Here is a 13,603-nt window from a genome sequence, read left to right on the forward strand (position 1 = left end):
TGACGGTCGGGCAGGCAGAGACCAAGGGGAGCGAAGATGCTCAGTGCGCGCCAGTCGCAGGGTGATCAGGACGCCGCCGCGCGTCGGGTCGTCGCCCTGGCGACAGGGGTCGGCAACTTCACGGAGTGGTTCGACTTCGCCATCTACGGCTTCCTCGCCGCGACGCTGGGCCGCTTGTTCTTCCCGGGAGCGAGCCCGGGCGCGTCGCTGCTGGCGTCGCTGGCCGTGTTCGGCGTGGCGTTCTTCATGCGTCCGCTGGGCGGGTTCGTGCTCGGTGCGGTCGGGGACCGGCTCGGCCGCCGGGCCCTGCTGACGCTCTCGATCGGTCTCATGGGCCTGTCGACCACGCTGATCGGGGTGCTGCCGACGTTCGAGAGCGCCGGCCTGCTGGCGCCCGTCCTGCTGGTGCTGCTGCGCTGCGTGCAGGGCTTCTCGGCAGGCGCCGAGTGGACGGGGTCGGCCGCGTTCCTCATCGAGCACACCCCGGTGGACCGTCGCGGGCGCTTCGCCAGCGTCGTGTCCGCCACGGCGGCGCTCGCGACCTGCGCCGGCGGGCTGCTGGTGCTCTCCCTGGAGCTGAGCCTGACGGCCGAGCAGATGGCCACCTGGGGCTGGCGGGTCCCGTTCCTCGTCGCGGTGCCGCTCACCGCCGTCGGCACGTGGGTACGGCTGCGGATCGACGAGACCCCGGTGTTCCAGCGACTCGTCGAGGCGGGGGCACGTGCCGAGGCGCCGCTGCGCCAGTCGGGCCGCGACGTCCGCGCGATCGCCCTCACCTTCGCCTTCTCCAGCGTGCAGGGCCTGGGCTTCTACTACCTGGCCACCTACGTCGTCACGTACCTGACGGCGACGGTCGAGCTGGCCCGCCCGCGGGCGCTCGTGCTCGTGGCGACCGGCCTGGTCTGCTACGCCGTCCTGACCCCGTTCGCCGGGGCGCTGTCGGACCGGATCGGCCGGCGGCGGGTGAACCTGATCGGCGGGTTCGGCCTGGCGGTCGTCAGCATCCCGGCGTTCGTGCTCATGGGCACGGGGACCGCGGCGGGCGTGGTCGGCGGCATGGTGCTCTTCTCGGTGTTCCAGGCGATGGTGAGCGTCACGACCGTGTGCATGCTCGTCGAGCTGTTCCCGGCGGAGACGCGCTCGACGTCCAGCGCGATCGGGTTCAACCTCGGTCTGGCGCTGATCGGCGGTCCGGGCCCGTTGATCGCCGCGGCGATCGCGGGCGGCACCGGCAGCAGCACGCTCCCCGCGCTGTACATGGTGGTCGTCGCCGCCCTCGCGACCCTCGCGCTCGCGAGGTGGCTCCCCGAGGTGCGCGGCCGCACCCTCGACGCCGCGCCCCGTTCGGCCACCACGCAGGGAGCGGACGCGTGAGCGGCTACGAGGTCCTCGCGGTCCGCTACGGCACGCGCACCGCGACGAAGAGCGAGAGCTACCTGAACTACCACCTCTACGGCGAGCCGGACGAGTCGTTCGGGATGGACTACTTCTTCTGGCTCGTCCGCGGTGGCGGGCGCACGATCCTGGTGGACTGCGGGTTCGGGGCGGAGCCGGGCCGGCGGCGCGGACGGACCACGCTGGTCGACCCGGTCGCCGCGCTGTCGGCGCTGGGGGTCGAGCCGGAGGCGGTCGACCAGCTCGTGGTCACCCACGCGCACTACGACCACATCGGCAACCTGCACCGCTTCCCCAACGCCGAGATCGTCGTCGCCCGTCGCGAGTACGAGTTCTGGACGGGGCCCTACGCCGGGCGCCTGCAGCTGGCCCACTCCACGGAGGCCGACGAGCTGGAGCGCCTGGCGGCGACGCGCGAGCAGGGCCGCCTGCGCCTGGTCGAGGACACGCTCGACCTCGCGCCCGGGATCGAGCTGGTGGTCGTCGGCGGGCACACGCCCGGCCAGATGGTGGCGCAGGTGGCGGTCGAGCGTCCGGACGAGGGGCAGGGTGCGGTGGTGCTCGCCGCCGACGCGCTGCACTTCTACGAGGAGCTGGAACGCGACCGACCGTTCTTCGTGGTGGCCGACCTGGTGGACATGTACCGCGGGTTCGACCTGCTGCGCGAGATGACCGAGGACGGGGGCCGGCTGCTGGTGGCGGGACACGACGCCCAGGTGAGGACGCGGTTCACCGGCCGCGTGACGGAGCTGCCCGCCGAGCTCACCGACCTGGTGGTTCGGATCGCCGGGGAGCACCCGGGGAAGGAGAAGGTGTGAGCATCGCAGGGAAGGTCTGCCTGATCACGGGCGCGGCCGGGGGGCTCGGTTCGGCGACCGCGCGGCGCCTGGCCGCCGACGGTGCGCGGCTCGTGCTCATGGACATCGACGCCGACCGGCTCGCGGCGCTGGCGTCGGAGCTACCCGTCGAGACCGTCGCGCACGCCGGTGACGTCGCGAGCGAGGCCGACGTCGACGCCGCGGTGGCGGCGGGCGTCGCCGAGTTCGGCCGCATCGACCTGCACCACCTCAACGCGGGGGTACCGGGCCCGCTGACCCGGCTGGCCGACCTGTCCGTGCAGGACTGGGACCGCGTCATGGGCATCAACCTGCGAGGGGTGTTCCTCGGCGTGCGTGCGGCGTTCCGGCAGTACGAAGCGCAGGCCCGGGACGGGGTGAGCGGCGGGGCGATCGTGCTGACCGCCTCGATCGCGTCGCTGCGCGGCAGTGACGACCTGCTCGCCTACCACGCGTCCAAGCACGGGGTGCTGGGCATCCTCAAGGGCGCCGCGCTCTACGGCGGCCCGATCGGCGTGCGGGTCAACGCGGTGGCGCCGGGCATCGTGCCGACGGCGCTGTTCGCCGGGGCGGGCACGGCCCCCGGCGGCGGGGACGACATGGCGCGCCGCGCCGCCACCACACCGTTGCGCCGGCCCGGCACGGGCGACGAGATCGCCTCGGTCGTCGCGTTCCTGCTGGGCGACGGGGCGGCGTACATGACAGGTGAGGTCGTGTCGGTGGACGGCGGCGCGGCCGCGGTCAGCATCGTGCGGCCCTCCGGCGGCGCCGGGGCGTGGGACCCGCGCCCCGGTGACGTCCGGATGCACCCGGAGCTGGCGTGAGGGAAGGAGACCAGAACATGGCGCAGCAGACCGTCGGGTTCGTCGGCCTGGGCAACATGGGTGGGCGGATGACCAGCCGCCTCGTCGACGCGGGGATCGAGGTGATCGGGTTCGACCCGCGGCCGGGCGCGGCGCAGGCCGTCGGGGCGGTGCCCGCCGCCGACCCGGCCGAGGTCGCGCGGCGGGCTCGTGTCGTGCTGCTGTCGCTGCCCGACAGCCACGTGGTGGAGCCGGTCGTGCGCGGCGCGGACGGGTTGCTGGCCGGTGCGAGCGCCGGCGCGACGATCGTCGACCTGTCGACCGCCTCCCCGGACTCCACCGCGGCGCTGCACGCCGAGGCCGCCGCGGCCGGGGTGCGCTACCTCGACGCCGGCATCTCCGGCGGCGCGGCCGCGGCGGAGAAGGGCACCCTGACGATCATGGCCGGTGGTGACGCCGAGGCGCTGGCCGAGATCGGCTGGGTGTTCGCGCCGATCGCGGCCCAGGTGCACCACATGGGCGCGCCCGGCGCCGGGCACACCGCGAAGCTGCTCAACAACTTCCTCAACGCGGTGAGCCTCGCCGCCACCGCCGAGGTGATGGTCGCCGGGCGCAAGGCTGGGCTGGACCTCACGCAGCTGCTCGAGGTGCTCAACACCAGCAGTGGCGTCAACTTCGCGACGCTCAACCGGTTCCCGCACATCGTTCGCGGGGACTACCTGGAGGGCGGCCTGACCGGGCGGCTGATGACCAAGGACGTCGCGCTCTACACCGACCTGGTCGGGCGGCTCGGCGTCCCGAGCCTCAACGCGGCCGGGCCGCTGGCGAGCTTCGGGCTCGCGGAGAACCTCGGCTACGGCGACCAGATCAGCAACCGCGTCGTCGACGCCATCGGCGACGTGGCCGGCGGCGTGCGCGTACACGACACGACGGAGGGATGAGCAGTGCAGATCGTCCGGGGGCGGGCCCCCGAGACCACCCCGACCCAGTCCCGCACCGAGACCTTCACCGGCACGGTGTGGGGCGATCCGGTGCTGCCCACGACCGCCGAGGGCAACACGATCAACTCCGTGACCTTCACGCCGGGCGCGCGGACCTACTGGCACCACCACACGGCCGGCCAGATCATCGTGGTGACCGCGGGCCGCGGCTGGGTGTGCAGCCAGGGCGAACCGCCACAGGTCATCCGGGCCGGCGACGTGGTCTGGGTGCCGCCGGGGGAGCGGCACTGGCACGGCGGAACCGTGGACACGATCATGACGCACCTCGCGGTGTCGCTCGGCCCGACCGTGTGGCTGGACGAGGTCGACGAGGACGAGTACCGGAAGGGACCCACCGATGGCTGACGAGCGGTACGAGCGTGGACTGGCGATCCGCAAGGAGGTGCTCGGGGAGGCCCACGTGGAGCGCTCGCTCGCGGCGGTGAGCGAGTTCTCCCGGCCGATCCAGGAGTTCGTCACCGGCGCGTGCTGGGGCGACGTCTGGGGCCGGCCCGGCCTCGACCGGCGCACCCGCAGCCTGCTCAACCTCGTGATGCTCACCGCGCTGGGCCGCAACCACGAGCTCGGCGTGCACGTGAAGGGCGCGATCACGAACGGCGCCACGGAGCAGGAGATCCAGGAGGCGCTCCTGCAGGCGGGCATCTACTGCGGGGTTCCGGCCGCGCTGGAGTCGTTCCGCGTGGCGGAGCGGGTGCTCGGTGAGATCGCGGCCGAGCGCGGCGATGGCTGACCCGGTTCCGGGGGGAGGGCTGCCGGGCACCGTCGGGTTCGTCGGTCTGGGGCGGATGGGCGAGCCCATGGTCCGCAGGCTCGCCGCCGCCGGCATCACCGTCCGCGGCCACGACGCCGCGCCCCGCCCGGGGCTGGACGGCGTCGTGACGCTCGTGGAACGCGCGGCGCAGGTCGCCGAGGGTGTCCCGGTCGCGATCCTCATGCTGCCGGACTCCGACGTCGTCGACGCCGTCGTCCACGGGGCGGGCCTGCTCGACGCGCTCGCGCCCGGCACCGTGCTCGTCGACATGGGCTCCTCGGAACCCCTGCGGACACGCGCGCTGGCCGACGAGGTGGCCGCCCGCGGCGCCACGCTGGTCGACGCACCCGTGTCGGGGGGTGTCACGGGCGCGACCGCCGGCACCATGACGATCATGGCGGGCGGTGCGGACGACGCGGTCGCGGGGCTCACGCCGCTGCTCACCGTGCTCGGCCGGGTCCGTCACGTCGGGCCGGCCGGGGCCGGGCACGCCCTGAAGGCGCTGAACAACCTGATGTCCGCGGCGCACCTGCTCGCCAGCTCGGAGGCCCTGCTGGCCGGGCAGGCGTTCGGGCTCGACCCGGCCGTGATGCTCGACGCCGTGAACGGCTCCAGCGGGCGCAGCGGCTCCACCGAGAACAAGTGGCCGAACTTCGTCCTGCCCGCGACGTACGACTCGGGGTTCGCGCTCACCCTGATGCTCAAGGACATCCGCATCGCGCTGGGGCTGGCCGAGGCCACCGGGGCGCCGACCGCGCACGCGGCGCGGACGGTGGAGCTCTGGGCACAGGCCGCCGCGGCGTTGGGCCCCGATGCGGACCACACCGAGATCGTGCGATGGTTGCAGCAGGGAAGCGCGGGGGGAGGATGAGTGTGAACGGGAGCTCGCCGTCGGCCGTCGGCCGCCCGACGTGGTCCGCCGACCAGATCGGCCGGGTCGCCGCGCCGTTGCGCGAGCAGGTCGTCACCCTCGTCCGCGACGCCATCCTCGGGTTCCGGCTGGAGCCGGGCCAGCGGCTCGTCGAGCGCGAGCTGGTGGAGCAGCTGGGTGTCTCGCGGGCCACCGTGCGCGAGGTACTGCGCCAGCTCGCCGCCGAGGGACTGGTCACCGTGGTGCCCCAGCGGGGGGCGATCGTCACGGCGCTCTCGGCCGACGACGCCGCCGACCTCTACGAGATGCGCGCCTCGCTCGAGGCGCTCGCCGTGCAGCGCTTCGTGCAGCGGGCCGCCCCGGAGCACGTGGTGGACCTGCGCGCGGCCGTCACCGAGATCGAGCGCACCGCCGACTCCGCCGACCCGCAGGAGCAGCTGCAGGCGAAGGACCGCTTCTACGAGGTGCTCTTCCTCGGTTCGGGCAGCCTGCCGCTGCAGCAGACGCTCGCCGGGCTGCAGGCGCGGGTCCGGCTGCTCCGGGCCACGTCGCTGTCCGAGCCCGGACGGCCTCGGGAGGCCGCCGCGGAGCTGCGGGCCGTCGTCGAGGCGGTGGAGGCGGGCGACGCCGAACGGGCTGCCGCAGCCTGCACCCTCCACCTGCAGAACGCGGCGCGCACGGCACTCGCGCGCCTGCGCACCGATTCCTGATCCCCCACCTTCCGAAGTCCGGCAGAGCCACCCCTGGGTCCTGAGGGCCCGGACGTGGCGCGCCCGGACCCGTCCTCCAGGAGGTTCCCCATGTCGTCGACCCACCAGCAGGCCCTCACCCCCGAGCAGCAGGAGATCAAGGACGAGTTCACGCGGGTGCGGGGCACCTGGGGCGAGCCGTGGCAGCGGATGCTGGAGCTCGACCCCGCCTTCGTCCGCGCCTACCTGCACTTCTCCGCCGTGCCCTGGACCGGGACCTCGCACCTCGAGCCGAAGGTCAAGGAGTTCGTCTACATCGCCGCCGACGCCGCGGCCACGCACCTCTACGAGCCCGGCATCCGCCAGCACATCGCCGCCGCGTTCGACCACGGCGCCACCCGCGAGGAGATCATGGAGGTCATCGAGCTGACCTCCACCCTCGGCATCCACGCCAGCAACATCGGTGTGCCGCTGCTGCTGGAGGTGCTGGAGGAGGAAGGGCTGCGCGACGGCCCGGCGCCGCTGGACGAGCGCCGCGAGAAGCTCAAGGCCGAGTTCACCGCCAACCGCGGCTACTGGCACGAGTTCTGGAACGGGCTGCTCGAACTCGACCCCGACCTGTTCGAGGCCTACATCGAGTTCTCCTCGGTGCCCTGGAAGACCGGCACGCTGCCGCCGAAGGTGAAGGAGCTGATCTACATCGCCTTCGACGCCTCCGCGACCCACCTCTACGTGCCCGGGCTCAAGCTGCACATGCAGAACGCCGTGCGGCTCGGCGCCACCGCGGGCGAGGTCATGGAGGTGCTCGCGATCGTCAGCGTCATCGGCATCCACGCCGCGACGACGGCGGCGCCGATCCTCGCGGAGCTCGCCGCGGAGCGGCAGTAGGTGCTGGGATGACCCGATGCGACCGCGGCCCACGCAGGACGACGTACTGGCGTACTTCCACACGCTGTCGAACTGGGGACGGTGGGGCGACGACGACGAGCTCGGCACGCTGAACCACATCACCGACGAGGTGCGGCTGGCGGCGGCGCGGGCGGTGCGCCACGGCAGGAGCGTGTCGTGCGCGTGGGAGGTCGCCGTGCCGGGGGAGATGGAGCGGTCGACGACCACGTGCCCGTGCGCCGCCGAGATGCCGGGCGCGGAGAACATGCCGGTGCCCGCGTTCCACGCCGACCGGCGCTGGGGCTTCTCGTCCGAGCAGCTCGGCATCGCGTTCCACGGCAACACCATCACCCACGTCGACTCGCCGTGCCACATCTTCTGGGACGGCACGATGTACAACGGGCGCTCGCACTCCCTGGTCGACCCCGCAACGGGATCGGGGTGGGCGGCCGTCACGGCGGCGGCGAACGGGATCGTCACGCGTGGTGTCCTGCTGGACGTCGCGAGAGTGCGCGATGTGCCGTGGGTGGAACCGGGGCAGGGGGTGTTCCCCGAGGACCTCGAGGAGGCCGAGCGTCACCAGGGTGTGCGGGTGCGGCCCGGCGATGCGGTACTGCTGCGCACCGGCTACGGCCGCGCCCGGCACGAGGCCGGTGCGGCGCACAGCTTCACGCAGGCCGGCTGGCACGCGTCCTGCCTGCCGTGGCTGCACGAGCGGGGGGTCGCGCTGATCGGCGCCGACACCCCCCAGGACGTCCAGCCGTCGGGGTACCCGGACGTGTTGATGCCGGTTCACGCCGTGAGCCTCGTCGCGATGGGTCTGTGGCTGCTCGACAACTGCGACCTGGAGGCATGCGCGACGACGGCCGCCGAGCTGGACCAGTGGGACTTCCACCTCGCGGTCGCACCGGTCCGCTTCGCCGGTACATCGGGCAGCCCGGTCAACCCGATCGCCACGTTCTGACCGACGGTCGACCCCCGCACGGCCTACGAGCCCGGCCGGTTCCTGCCGCACCGGTGTTCGACGATCACGACGTCACACACTTCTCGGAGGCGTCGTGGTCAGGCCGGTGCCGTCGTCCGTGCCGCTGACGCGCAGCGCGTCGAGTGCGGAGGCCTCGCGCTCGCCCGCGGCGGAGTAGACGATCATCGACTGGTCGGTGTCGGGCAGCAGGAGGGTGTCGCAGTCCAGGACGAGGCGTCCGAGCTCGGGGTGGTCGATCGTCTTGTGCGTCGAGCGCCGCACCGTGGAACGCCCTTCCTCCCACATGCTCCAGAACCGCTCGCTGCCGGCGATCAGCGCCTCGATCAGCGCACGCAGGTCGGGGTCGTGCGGGTAGCGCGAGAGCGCGGTGCGCAGCACCCCGACCGACTGCTGTGCCGACGCCTCGTCCTCCTGCGGGTCGGGTGCCACCCGGGCGACGCCGGTGCCGAGGAACCGTTGCCAGATGATGTTGCACTGACCCTCGGGCCAGCGCCTCAGGTCGCCGAGGAGCGCGCAGGCCATCGGGTTCTGCGCGAGCACGTCACCCTTCGCCGAGAGCACCAGCGCGGGCAGGTCGGTGAGCCGTCGGAGCAGTCGCAGCATGCTGGGCCGGACCGACATCTCGACCCGGTCGGCGAGCGGCGGTGCGCTGCCGGCGAGGCGGAAGACCTGGTCGCGTTCGTCGTGCTCGAGCCGGAGTGCCCGGGTGAGCGCCGTGATCACCTGGGGGGAGGGGTGCGGCCCGCGGCCCTGCTCGAGGCGGACCACGTACTCGACGCTGAGCCCGGCGAGTTGCGCCACCTCCTCGCGGCGCAGGCCGACGACCCGCCGTCGTGGGCCGGCCGGGAGGCCGACCTGTTCGGGTGCGAGGCGTGCGCGCGCGGCCTTGAGCACGTTCGCGAGCTCGACACGGTCCACGGGCCCATCCTCCTCCCGTCGGCTCCGGTGAGGCTGGGACGGTCGCTCCCAGTCTCGAGCGTGTCTGGATAGCGATGCGTCGCCGGGACATCGTCGAGCCATGAGTGAATCGATTCGAGCCACCGCGACCACTGTTCTGATCACCGGCGCCAACAAGGGCCTGGGCCACGAGACGGCCCGGCGGCTCGGTGAGCTCGGCTGGCGGGTCTTCCTCGGCGCGCGGGACGAGGTCCGGGGCCGCGAAGCCGCCGAGCGGCTGGCGGCCGGCGGCGCGGACGTGACGTTCGTGCCGCTGGACGTCACCTCCGACGACTCGGTCACCGCCGCCGTCGAGACCATCCGCGACACCACGGACCACCTCGACGTGCTGATCAACAACGCCGGGGTCACCGGTGAGCTCATCGGCCCGGAGGACACGCTGCCGCAGCACCTCATCCCCGTCTTCCGCGTCAACGTGCTCGGCCCGGTCCGCGTCACCCACGCGTTCCTGCCGCTGCTGCGCGCCGGGCACGACCCGCGGGTGGTGATGGTCTCCAGCAGTGCCGGGTCGCAGGCGGTCACGGCGGACGGGGAGCGGAAGGACGCCTTCCCCCAGATGATGTACCCGGCCTCCAAGGCGGCCCTCAACATGATCACCACCCAGTACGCCAGGGGTATTCCGGAGGTCCGCTTCAACATGGCCGATCCGGGTTTCACCGCCACTGATCTCAACCGCAACCAGGGCACTCAGACCGTCACCGAGGGCACCGACGCCATCGTCGAGTTCGCCACCACCTCACCCGGGCCGACCGGTCAGTACCGCGACCGCGACGGCGCCCTCCCGTGGTGACCGCCGAGAACGGGATGAGAGACCTGGAGGTACCGACGTACTCGATGGCGGAGCGCGATCGGCGTTGGGACCTGGCGCGCGGGTTCATGGAGCGCGAAGGCCTCGACGCGCTGCTCGTCTTCGGCGAGCACGAGGACGCGGGCCCGGCGCCGTTCGCCTACGACACGTGGTTCACCAACGGCCGGGCCGGGACGACGATCGTCTTTCCCCGTGACGGCGAGCCGGTCGCGCTGTTCCCGATGGAGATGTTCACGAAGGACCACCTCGAATCCACGCGCCGGGGCGACGTCATCTGGATCCCGCCACGGAGCATCCGGGCGTCCCGCGACTCCCGCGCGATCGGTGAGTGCCTCAGCGAGCTCGGATTGGGGCGGGCGAGGATCGGCGTCGTCGGCCTGGAGGTCCACCCGCCGTGGCACCCCGAGGGCATCGTGCCCCACCGGCTCTGGAACAACGTCCTGGACGAGTTCCCCGCGGTCGAGTTCACGCCGGTCGGCATGGCCCTGCTCCGGCTCATCATGCCGCTGGGCTCCGAGGAGATCGCCGTCGTGCGCCATTCCGCGAGCATCGGCGATGCGATGGTGCGCGCCATGGTCGAGACCGCCGCCGCAGGTGTTTCCGAGAGCGTCGTGTACGCGGCGGGAATGGCCGCGGGATATGCGCGCGGAACGATCCCCGCGGCCATGCACTTCTGGTCGGGCCCGAATCCGCTCGCCTCGGGCCTGCCGCAGTGGGGTTACCGACCCCAAGCTCCGCGGGTCCTGCAGGACGGCGACATCATCTCCGCCGAGGTGTTCTCCCACTTCGGAGCCCGCCACACCCAGCACCAGGCCACGATCACCATCGGGGAGCCGCACGAGGACCTGCGGCGTGCTGCCGAGGTCGCCCGCGCGGCCTACGACGCGGGCCTGCAGGCGCTGCGTCCCGGCCGCACGTTCGGCGATGTCGTCGACGCCATGCGCAAGCCGCTGATCGCCGCCGACGGCTGGGAGTTCGGTCCCTGCCTGCACGCGCTGAACCCGATGATCGCGGTGAGCGGCTTCCCCGCCGACGCCAGCAGGCAGATGGCCGGCGCCGAGGCCTACCCACCCGAGGCCGACCACCGCACGCTCTCCGGCGACATCGAGCTCAGGCCCGGGATGAGCTTCGCCCTCGAGCCCAACTACGTCTTCGGACGGCACCTCGCCTATATCGGCGGCACGGTGGTCATCGGCGAGGACGCGCCGATCGAGCTCAACCCGTATACGGCGCAGATCCTGCGGGCGCGAGGAGGGAGCCCCGCGGTCAGCCGGTGAGGCCGCCGATGAGGAGGTCGGCGATCCGGCGGGCCAGCTCCCGCCGGTCGTCGTCGGTCTGGCCCTCGACCCTGCGGTACCACATGTCGACCGCGTTGAGGTTGCTCAGCAGGGTCCTGGTGGCGAGGGGGGCGTCGACACGGCGCAACGAGCCGTCGTCGATCCCGTCGCTCACGACGCGGTGGAACATCTGCTCGTAGTCCTTGCGGAGCCGGTTGAGGTCCCGCAACGTCTCGCGCTGGCGGGACTTGAGGGCGGCCGACGGCTCACCCCGCACCGCCTGGTGGACGACGTGGTGGTAGGCGAGGTCCTCCATCAGGTTGAGCAGGTGGGCGATCGACATGGCGACCAGCCGGTCGTGGCCGGTGCCGTCGCCGCAGCTATGGGGCTCGACCCGTTCGCGGACACGACGCATGCCCTCCCCGTACACCGCGAGGAAGATGTCGAACTTCGACCGGAAGTGGTAGTAGACCAGGCCCTTCGTGGCCCCGACGTCCCGGGCGATGTCGTCGATCGTGGTGGTGGCGAAGCCGTTGCGCATGAATGCCTCCGCAGCCGCGCCGAGGATCCTGCTCCGCGCGCCGGCCTCGACCTCCGGGCTCGTGCTCATCGGTTCCTCCTGGCTCGTCAGACTCCGGCTGTTGACACCCCGTGACGGCCGACCTTACCGTGATACTCAGTAGTATCGCAGGTGACAGGCCTTTGGAATCCACACCGAAGTCGACGCCGGAAGGCCGCCCGATGACGAGCGCGACAGACCTGCTGCACGAACGTGCGACCAAGAAGGCCATGACGCGGCTGCTGCCGATACTCGGCATCGCGTACTTCATGTCCTACGTCGACCGGACGAACGTCGCTCTCGCGAAGACGGCCCTCGAGGCCGACATCGGGCTCAGTGCGGCCGCCTACGGGCTGGGCGCGGGCTTGTTCTTCCTGAGCTACGCCCTGCTCGAGGTGCCGAGCAACCTTATCCTCTACCGGGTCGGCGCCCGACTGTGGATCACCCGGATCGCGGTGACGTGGGGCGCGGTCTCCGCCGCGATGATGTTCGTGCAGAACGAGCTGTCGTTCTACGCCCTGCGTGTGCTGCTCGGCGCGGCCGAGGCGGGTCTGTTCCCGGCCATGATGTACATGGTCACGCTGTGGTTCTCCCAGAAGCACCGCGGCATGGTGGTGGGGCTGATCTACACCGCGCCCTGCATCGCGATCTTCATCGGCTCGCCAATCGGCGGAGCGCTGATGGAGTTGGACGACGTCGGCGGCCTGCACGGATGGCAGTGGATGTTCCTCGTCGAGGGGATCGTCACGGTGCTGATCGGGGTGCTGGTCTGGTTCGTGCTGCCCGGGCGACCCGCGGACGCGAGGTGGCTCACCACGGAGGAGGCGGCCGCGCTCACCGAGCGTGCGGTGGGGCGCGACGAACCGTCGCGGACGCACCTGCGCGGGAACCTGCGCTTCGCGTTCGGGCGCCCGGTCGTGGTCCTCCTGGCCGCGATCTACTTCATCAACCAGGCGATCAGTGCGGGCATCGGGTTCAACTTCCCGGCGCTGGTGCAGTCGCTCGGCATCGAGAGCCCGTTCCTCATCGGGGTCGTGGCGGGCGGCGGTGGCATCGCGGGGTTGGCGGGCGTGCTGTTCTTCCCCTGGCTCCAGCGTCGCGTCGGCCACGAGATCGCCCTCATCGGTGTGTGCGCCGGCGCCGGGCTGTTCATCCTGGTGACCTTCATTCTCTCCACGAGCGTGGGGCTGAGCCTGGGTCTGATCTACGTTGCGAACTTCTTCGCCCTGGGCACCCTGCCGCTGTTCTGGGTGGTCGCGATGTCGCGGATGTCGGGCCTGATGGCGGCGGCGGGCCTCGCCTTCATCAACATGATCGGGATCGTGGGCGGCTTCGTCGGCCCCTTCGTCTACGGCCTCATCGAGAGCGCCACGGGCAGCCTCATGGCGCCGTACTACACGATCGCCGCGGCGTCCCTGGTCGGCGTCGCGCTGGTGCCGGTGCTGGCGCTGATCATCCGCCGTGAGAAGGAGCGGGAGAGGGCGGGCCTGAAACGCGGAGAGGCGTCGCTGCAGGCGCCCGCGTAGCGATGCCGCGGATGTGGTTGTGGTCCCGTTGCCGCGGGATCTCACGTTCCGTCGTCGGTGGTTGGGCGTGTCGGGTGAACTGGGGTTCGGTGTGCTGGGCGGTCTGGATCCGGCGTGGTTCTGTCGGGGGTCGAACGTAGGTTCGACTCATGGCCGATGTGGTGGACCTCGTGGACCGGGCGGTCGCGTTGCCGCCGGGGCCGGAGTTGTCCGCCGTGCTGGGTGGGTTGTCGTGGGAGAAGATCCCCAACGCCCGG

Annotated in this window: 15 protein-coding genes; 13 read left to right on the forward strand and 2 right to left on the reverse strand. The window is 72.0% G+C overall.

The window, feature by feature from the left end; all coding sequences use genetic code 11:
- Window positions 1-36 precede the first annotated feature (36 nt).
- From CFP66_RS45920 to CFP66_RS45965, 10 genes are all read left to right on the forward strand, one after another.
- Window positions 37-1,374 (forward strand): MFS transporter, encoded by a 1,338-nt coding sequence (locus CFP66_RS45920; protein ID WP_094931853.1) that lies wholly within the window; start codon window positions 37-39, stop codon window positions 1,372-1,374.
- The gene (locus CFP66_RS45925) at window positions 1,371-2,213 is read left to right on the forward strand and encodes an N-acyl homoserine lactonase family protein (RefSeq protein ID WP_094931855.1); all 843 of its coding nucleotides are present in this window, start codon (window positions 1,371-1,373) and stop codon (window positions 2,211-2,213) included. Before CFP66_RS45920 ends, CFP66_RS45925 begins: the two co-directional genes overlap by 4 nt.
- The gene (locus CFP66_RS45930; protein WP_094931856.1) at window positions 2,210-3,055 is read left to right on the forward strand and encodes an SDR family NAD(P)-dependent oxidoreductase; all 846 of its coding nucleotides are present in this window, start codon (window positions 2,210-2,212) and stop codon (window positions 3,053-3,055) included. Before CFP66_RS45925 ends, CFP66_RS45930 begins: the two co-directional genes overlap by 4 nt.
- Window positions 3,056-3,072: 17 nt before the next feature.
- A complete protein-coding gene (locus CFP66_RS45935) occupies window positions 3,073-3,975 on the forward strand; it encodes an NAD(P)-dependent oxidoreductase (protein ID WP_094931858.1) in 903 nt (300 codons plus the stop codon).
- Window positions 3,976-3,978: 3 nt separating this feature from the next.
- Entirely contained in the window at window positions 3,979-4,380 is a 402-nt protein-coding gene (locus CFP66_RS45940) for a cupin domain-containing protein (RefSeq protein WP_094931860.1), read from the forward strand.
- A complete protein-coding gene (locus CFP66_RS45945; protein WP_094931862.1) occupies window positions 4,373-4,765 on the forward strand; it encodes a carboxymuconolactone decarboxylase family protein in 393 nt (130 codons plus the stop codon). Before CFP66_RS45940 ends, CFP66_RS45945 begins: the two co-directional genes overlap by 8 nt.
- Window positions 4,758-5,657, forward strand: a complete 900-nt coding sequence (locus tag CFP66_RS45950; RefSeq protein ID WP_094931864.1) for an NAD(P)-dependent oxidoreductase — start codon at window positions 4,758-4,760, stop codon at window positions 5,655-5,657. Before CFP66_RS45945 ends, CFP66_RS45950 begins: the two co-directional genes overlap by 8 nt.
- 2 nt (window positions 5,658-5,659) lie before the next feature.
- Window positions 5,660-6,367, forward strand: a complete 708-nt coding sequence (locus CFP66_RS45955) for a GntR family transcriptional regulator (RefSeq protein WP_233160289.1) — start codon at window positions 5,660-5,662, stop codon at window positions 6,365-6,367.
- A 90-nt stretch (window positions 6,368-6,457) separates the two neighbouring features.
- Window positions 6,458-7,234 carry a carboxymuconolactone decarboxylase family protein gene (locus tag CFP66_RS45960; protein WP_094931867.1) on the forward strand — a complete coding sequence of 259 codons (777 nt, stop codon included), beginning with the start codon at window positions 6,458-6,460 and terminating at the stop codon, window positions 7,232-7,234.
- Between the two features lie 16 nt (window positions 7,235-7,250).
- A complete protein-coding gene (locus CFP66_RS45965; protein ID WP_094931869.1) occupies window positions 7,251-8,198 on the forward strand; it encodes a cyclase family protein in 948 nt (315 codons plus the stop codon).
- Between the two features lie 72 nt (window positions 8,199-8,270).
- Here CFP66_RS45965 and CFP66_RS45970 read toward each other — a convergent pair whose 3' ends face one another.
- Window positions 8,271-9,137, reverse strand: coding sequence for a helix-turn-helix transcriptional regulator (locus CFP66_RS45970; protein ID WP_094931871.1), 867 nt, complete (start codon window positions 9,135-9,137; stop codon window positions 8,271-8,273).
- A 100-nt stretch (window positions 9,138-9,237) separates the two neighbouring features.
- Between CFP66_RS45970 and CFP66_RS45975 the strand changes: the two genes are divergently transcribed.
- On the forward strand, window positions 9,238-9,966 hold the full coding sequence (locus tag CFP66_RS45975; RefSeq protein ID WP_094931873.1) for an SDR family NAD(P)-dependent oxidoreductase: 729 nt from the start codon (window positions 9,238-9,240) through the stop codon (window positions 9,964-9,966).
- A gap of 14 nt (window positions 9,967-9,980) precedes the next feature.
- A complete protein-coding gene (locus CFP66_RS45980; RefSeq protein WP_143517629.1) occupies window positions 9,981-11,261 on the forward strand; it encodes a M24 family metallopeptidase in 1,281 nt (426 codons plus the stop codon).
- Here CFP66_RS45980 and CFP66_RS45985 read toward each other — a convergent pair.
- A complete protein-coding gene (locus tag CFP66_RS45985; RefSeq protein WP_094931877.1) occupies window positions 11,251-11,871 on the reverse strand; it encodes a TetR/AcrR family transcriptional regulator in 621 nt (206 codons plus the stop codon). The two genes, CFP66_RS45980 and CFP66_RS45985, sit on opposite strands and share 11 nt — an antisense overlap.
- Before the next feature lie 92 nt (window positions 11,872-11,963).
- On the opposite strand from CFP66_RS45985, the gene CFP66_RS45990 reads away from it, so the two are divergent.
- On the forward strand, window positions 11,964-13,346 hold the full coding sequence (locus tag CFP66_RS45990; protein ID WP_198962144.1) for an MFS transporter: 1,383 nt from the start codon (window positions 11,964-11,966) through the stop codon (window positions 13,344-13,346).
- Window positions 13,347-13,603 lie beyond the last annotated feature (257 nt).

It is taken from the genome of Pseudonocardia sp. MH-G8 (assembly GCF_002262885.1).
Taxonomy (GTDB): Bacteria; Actinomycetota; Actinomycetes; order Mycobacteriales; family Pseudonocardiaceae; genus Pseudonocardia.

Coding starts and splice junctions, on each gene's coding strand:
- CFP66_RS45920 (WP_094931853.1), top strand. CDS start 37: ATGCTCAGTGCGCGCCAGTCGCAGGGTGATCAGGACGCCGCCGCGCGT.
- CFP66_RS45935 (WP_094931858.1), top strand. CDS start 3,073: ATGGCGCAGCAGACCGTCGGGTTCGTCGGCCTGGGCAACATGGGTGGG.
- CFP66_RS45945 (WP_094931862.1), top strand. CDS start 4,373: ATGGCTGACGAGCGGTACGAGCGTGGACTGGCGATCCGCAAGGAGGTG.
- CFP66_RS45950 (WP_094931864.1), top strand. CDS start 4,758: ATGGCTGACCCGGTTCCGGGGGGAGGGCTGCCGGGCACCGTCGGGTTC.
- CFP66_RS45960 (WP_094931867.1), top strand. CDS start 6,458: ATGTCGTCGACCCACCAGCAGGCCCTCACCCCCGAGCAGCAGGAGATC.
- CFP66_RS45965 (WP_094931869.1), top strand. CDS start 7,251: ATGCGACCGCGGCCCACGCAGGACGACGTACTGGCGTACTTCCACACG.
- CFP66_RS45975 (WP_094931873.1), top strand. CDS start 9,238: ATGAGTGAATCGATTCGAGCCACCGCGACCACTGTTCTGATCACCGGC.
- CFP66_RS45980 (WP_143517629.1), top strand. CDS start 9,981: ATGAGAGACCTGGAGGTACCGACGTACTCGATGGCGGAGCGCGATCGG.
- CFP66_RS45985 (WP_094931877.1), bottom strand. CDS start 11,871: ATGAGCACGAGCCCGGAGGTCGAGGCCGGCGCGCGGAGCAGGATCCTC.